At 34.6% G+C, this 4,130-nt stretch carries 5 protein-coding genes and 2 pseudogenes; 5 read left to right on the top strand and 2 right to left on the bottom strand.

Annotation, left to right across the window (positions count from 1 at the left end):
• Nucleotides 1–248: 248 nt before the first annotated feature.
• The 3 genes from HT669_RS06355 to HT669_RS11525 all read left to right on the top strand — a co-directional run bounded on the left by HT669_RS06355 (nucleotide 249) and on the right by HT669_RS11525 (nucleotide 2,057).
• The gene (locus HT669_RS06355) at nucleotides 249–1,004 is read left to right on the top strand and encodes a DUF1430 domain-containing protein (RefSeq protein WP_001015889.1); all 756 of its coding nucleotides are present in this window, start codon (nucleotides 249–251) and stop codon (nucleotides 1,002–1,004) included.
• A gap of 1 nt (nucleotide 1,005) precedes the next feature.
• Nucleotides 1,006–1,638: an ABC transporter ATP-binding protein gene (locus HT669_RS06350; protein ID WP_000571433.1), complete on the top strand. Its 633-nt coding sequence runs from the start codon at nucleotides 1,006–1,008 to the stop codon at nucleotides 1,636–1,638.
• A gap of 140 nt (nucleotides 1,639–1,778) precedes the next feature.
• Nucleotides 1,779–2,057, top strand: coding sequence for a hypothetical protein (locus tag HT669_RS11525; RefSeq protein WP_000712965.1), 279 nt, complete (start codon nucleotides 1,779–1,781; stop codon nucleotides 2,055–2,057).
• 67 nt (nucleotides 2,058–2,124) lie between these two features.
• On the opposite strand, the gene HT669_RS06340 is transcribed toward HT669_RS11525, so the two are convergent.
• Nucleotides 2,125–3,042 (bottom strand): helix-turn-helix transcriptional regulator, encoded by a 918-nt coding sequence (locus HT669_RS06340; RefSeq protein WP_050208809.1) that lies wholly within the window; start codon nucleotides 3,040–3,042, stop codon nucleotides 2,125–2,127.
• 177 nt (nucleotides 3,043–3,219) lie between these two features.
• Between HT669_RS06340 and HT669_RS11385 the strand changes: the two genes are divergently transcribed.
• Nucleotides 3,220–3,393, top strand: a complete 174-nt coding sequence (locus HT669_RS11385) for a PhrA family quorum-sensing system peptide (protein ID WP_050208810.1) — start codon at nucleotides 3,220–3,222, stop codon at nucleotides 3,391–3,393.
• A 154-nt stretch (nucleotides 3,394–3,547) separates the two neighbouring features.
• Here HT669_RS11385 and HT669_RS11380 read toward each other — a convergent pair.
• A pseudogene (locus HT669_RS11380) lies at nucleotides 3,548–3,730 on the bottom strand (IS110 family transposase); the annotation flags it as partial.
• Between the two features lie 316 nt (nucleotides 3,731–4,046).
• Between HT669_RS11380 and HT669_RS11165 the strand changes: the two are divergent.
• A pseudogene (locus HT669_RS11165) lies at nucleotides 4,047–4,130 on the top strand (peptidase); the annotation flags it as partial.

The raw sequence follows: 4,130 nt of genomic DNA, 5'->3' as shown, positions 1-4,130 counted from the left end.
TTCTATCATTTCGAGATTGAGGGATTGAAAAAAACTTACTTCAAGCTTGCCAATACGAATTTTAAGCAGAATATCATTTCTCTTTTTAGAATCAAAACGACGAGATTGTGGAATCTCTACAGGAACAATAGGTTGTGGCATTAAAATATCCTCCAATAGTTTTACTTTACTAATAGTATACAGGAGGTCTTCCATGAATGATAGATACCTTGTTATGACGCGCTTACGATACAACTATTGAGCAAAAGATGAATCACCTTGATGTAGGGGAGTTTGTCTTATTGCTGCCTGAACACCTCCGTTCAGAGGAAGAACATTATAAATCTGTTTTTGAAGACGACTTAACCAGTCGCATGTCTAGTCAAGATGAACGACAGCAAATGACTGCTACGGTAGGTTATTTAGAATCAGGTCAGGATCGTTTTGTATATAATACGACCCCTATTTCTTACCAACAATTTTTGAAAGATCCAATCATCATTGTTATAACACCCCAATCAACTGGTCCACAGTCCATTTTGTTTTGGATAGACGCAGTACAGAACTACATTCTCTTTAATCAATTGTCTGATGCCCAGGAGCTTATCCAGAGACAAGGCATTGAAAATTGGGTCTCAGAAATGCAAACAGGTTACCATAACTACATCACATTATTGGATAATATCCAGAGGGAACGTTGGGTAATGCTAGCAGGAGCTGTGCTTGGGATTGCAACTTCAATCTTGTTGTTTAACACTATGAATAGGCTCTACTTTGAAGAATTTAGACGTGCCATTTTTATCAAACGCATTGCAGGTCTCAGGTTCTTAGAAATCCATCACACTTATCTCTTTGCTCAACTGGGTGTGTTTTTACTGGGATTTATTGCGAGTGTATTTCTTATGGTAGAGATAGTAGTTGCTTTCTTAGTCTTGTTACTCTTTACTGGTCTATCTCTTTTACAGTTACATGTCCAAATGCAGAAAGAAAACAAGATGTCCATGCTTGTTTTGAAGGGAGGTTAATATGATTGAACTTAAACAGGTGAGTAAATCTTTTGGAGAACGAGAGTTATTTTCGAATCTTTCAATGACATTTGAGGCTGGAAAAGTCTATGCCTTAATTGGTTCAAGTGGTAGCGGAAAAACAACCTTGATGAACATGATTGGGAAATTAGAATCTTATGATGGGACGATTTTTTACCGAGGTAAAGACTTGGCCAATTATAAATCGAGTGATTTTTTCCGTCACGAATTGGGCTACCTCTTCCAGAACTTTGGCTTAATTGAAAACCAAAGTATTGAAGAAAACCTTAAGCTAGGTCTCATTGGTCAAAAGTTGAGTCGGTCGGAACAGCGGTTGAGGCAGAAGCAGGCTTTAGAACAGGTCGGCCTGGCTTATCTTGACCTAGATAAGCGCATCTTTGAGTTATCGGGCGGAGAATCGCAACGGGTTGCCTTGGCAAAAATTATCTTAAAGAATCCACCCTTTATTCTGGCAGATGAGCCAACAGCTTCAATAGACCCAGCAACCTCTCAGTTGATTATGGAGATTTTGCTATCTCTTCGAGATGATAATAGGCTAATCATTATCGCAACACATAATCCGGCAATTTGGGAGATGGCTGATGAAGTGTTCACGATGGATCGTCTGAAATAAAAATCCTTGTTTTTAATTGCACGATGAGTTATCGAAATATTATCATGAATCAATAATTGGAGTTAATTTAGAATTGTACTTTATGAATATTGAGGTAACTTTTTCTTGATAAAGGAAGAAATAGTGGAGAGAAAGTTAGAATGAAAAAATTCGACAATTATATTATTGAGAAGCCTTGCGATTCTAATTCAGATAAACTGCAAAAAATCTTAATAATTGAAAGTTTGGTAGATGATATTTTGCAATTTTCTCTCAGAATCAAAAATAGTGTAGGAGAGATTTTCCTCCTACAACCGTTTCAAAAGAAAACTATCTTTATTCCATGTTATTTTGAGGAAGATATTGTGAAAGTCAAAGATGATGATGAAGTTGAGTGGCATTTGTTAGAATTTCAAAAATTTAGAGCATTTTTGGCTTAGTAATATGTGTTGAAAGCTCAAAATCTATGGTAAAAAGTAGCTTTGAAAACGTATTACCTCCAAAGATTTAGTTAAATAATGATTTAACACAAAAAGAAATTATTGAAGTTCTGGAAAGATGTTGTTTCAGTATTGAGAAAAGGTGGGAAAAACTTGCGATTTTCACAGAGAAAGGATTGTTATAAATCTTGCATAGCTCTCTTGCTTCTATATAATAATTTTTGACTTGTTCTTTGCCAAGGAATTGTGTTCCACAATTTCCAACGAGAACGAGCAGGGGAGCTAGTTGGTAACTTGTTTGCCTCTCTTTACAGAGTTCGATAGTCTCAAGAGCTTCTTGGATGGCTTCATTATATTTTTCCTTTGATACTAGGTAGTGAGCGTAGTTGTAACGAACTCTGATGTAGCCAAATAAAAACTCTTGATGCTCAAAATTTTTTGTCTGATATAACTCCATCAAATGAGAGTAGTTTGCCTCATATTCTTGTTCAAGACCCACTAAGGAATAGAAATTAGATAGAGTATTCAACGCCTTTAAATAAATCAGAGTATTTGAAGAGACTTTTAATAATATATTTTCCAATGACGAAATTGCCTCACACTTACTGTCATATTGATAGAAGTCAATTATAGATTTAATCCATTCAAGGTAAGTTCGGTCTTCTAATGTTAGAAAAGTGCTTCGTTCTACCTCTATTTTATAAAGATATTCTAAATTGTCATAATTTCTATCATCTAATAGGCGAGCAGATAATTGCTTGAAATTAGAGAGGTTAGATTTAATTTCAATTTGTTCATTAAAAAAATAATCTAATGGTACTTCGAGTCGTTGGGAGAGTTTGAACAAAAGGTCTGCGGAGGGAATGAAATGCCCTCTCTCAATTTTACTAATCTGGCTTTGTTCACAAATTCCTTCTGCAAGAGTTTGTTGGGAGAGTCTCAACTCTTTTCTTTTCAATCTGAATTTTTCTGCGAGTGTATTCATTAAAGATAATAATCCTTCCTATTTGCTTAATTTCATTATAAAATTTTTAGTTCAAAATAGCAAGTTAAAGGAATAAATAATTCTTTATGGTAATAACAAGAAAAAAAAGTTAAAAATTACATAAAAATACTTGACTAAATAAAATATATCTGTTAGAATAAAAAGAAAGGGGTTTCATTGCATGAGAAAAAACGTGGAATTAAAAAATTAGTTACATTTGCATTGCTAGGTGTTTTTATGTTTAGTAATACAATTCCTTACCAACAGTTTATTCAGAAGAATAGACAATTGGAGATTCGAGTGCAATCACAAAAGAAGTCCAATGGTCTTGATGTTGGGAAGGCTGATTAAAGAATAATGGAATAGAATTAGTCTCTAGTATATTCGCTTTTATTATTCATTAAAAATTGTAGGGGCAAGTTTGAAAAAATAAAAGTTAGTTGATTGATTACTTCTCTAAATTTTGGGCACACTAAAAAGAGGTCTTGATACCCAACCTTTAAAATTAAAGCACCTTGAATCCGTGCTGTTGTGCAAAACGAACGGCATCTTGGACAGACATTGTCTTATCTGAATTTCTTATTTCTGTAAGACCTTGTAATCTTGGATTATAACTCTCCTATTTTAAAAGTACGTGGTAGATGGCAACCAATAATCTGCGACAGATAGCGATGATAGCTTTTCGATGCCATATAAATAATTTTTAACATGAGGGGGCTCCCTTCATAAAATTTGAGTCTGCCTATCCCTTGACTATTCTTTCCTTTCACAAACGAGTCGCTTATTCAATTATAAGTTTACGTGCTCTTAGTCACAGTTCTTGTGCTTGATGGAAAGAATGACACCTATAAAAATGCGAGGTAGTGGCTGTACCACTCACTTATTCACCTCCCCGTGATTTGTAGTAGTGATAGGCTTTCTCACTGTTATTATAAAACAAAGAGCACAACACTTTTTCATTCTGTGTTGTGCCTTGAGTGAAACGAAAGGAATGAATTATAAAAATGAAGAAAACATTTTATCGCAAATTCGGTATTTCAATTATTGCTAGTACTTTATTAGCTAGCCAGCTATCGACAGTATCTGCT

The sequence above is a fragment of the Streptococcus sp. 2100 genome (assembly GCF_013276335.1).
Taxonomy (GTDB): Bacteria; Bacillota; Bacilli; order Lactobacillales; family Streptococcaceae; genus Streptococcus; species Streptococcus pseudopneumoniae.
Note: the sequence above shows the minus strand (reverse complement) of the source record. Positions and strands in the feature narration are given on the sequence as shown.

What these genes read in the sequence shown, in the direction of transcription:
- HT669_RS11525 (WP_000712965.1), top strand. Translation starts at nt 1,779, where the DNA reads ATGAAAAAATTCGACAATTATATTATTGAGAAGCCTTGCGATTCTAAT.
- HT669_RS06350 (WP_000571433.1), top strand. Translation starts at nt 1,006, where the DNA reads ATGATTGAACTTAAACAGGTGAGTAAATCTTTTGGAGAACGAGAGTTA.
- HT669_RS06355 (WP_001015889.1), top strand. Translation starts at nt 249, where the DNA reads ATGAATCACCTTGATGTAGGGGAGTTTGTCTTATTGCTGCCTGAACAC.
- HT669_RS06340 (WP_050208809.1), bottom strand. Translation starts at nt 3,042, where the DNA reads ATGAATACACTCGCAGAAAAATTCAGATTGAAAAGAAAAGAGTTGAGA.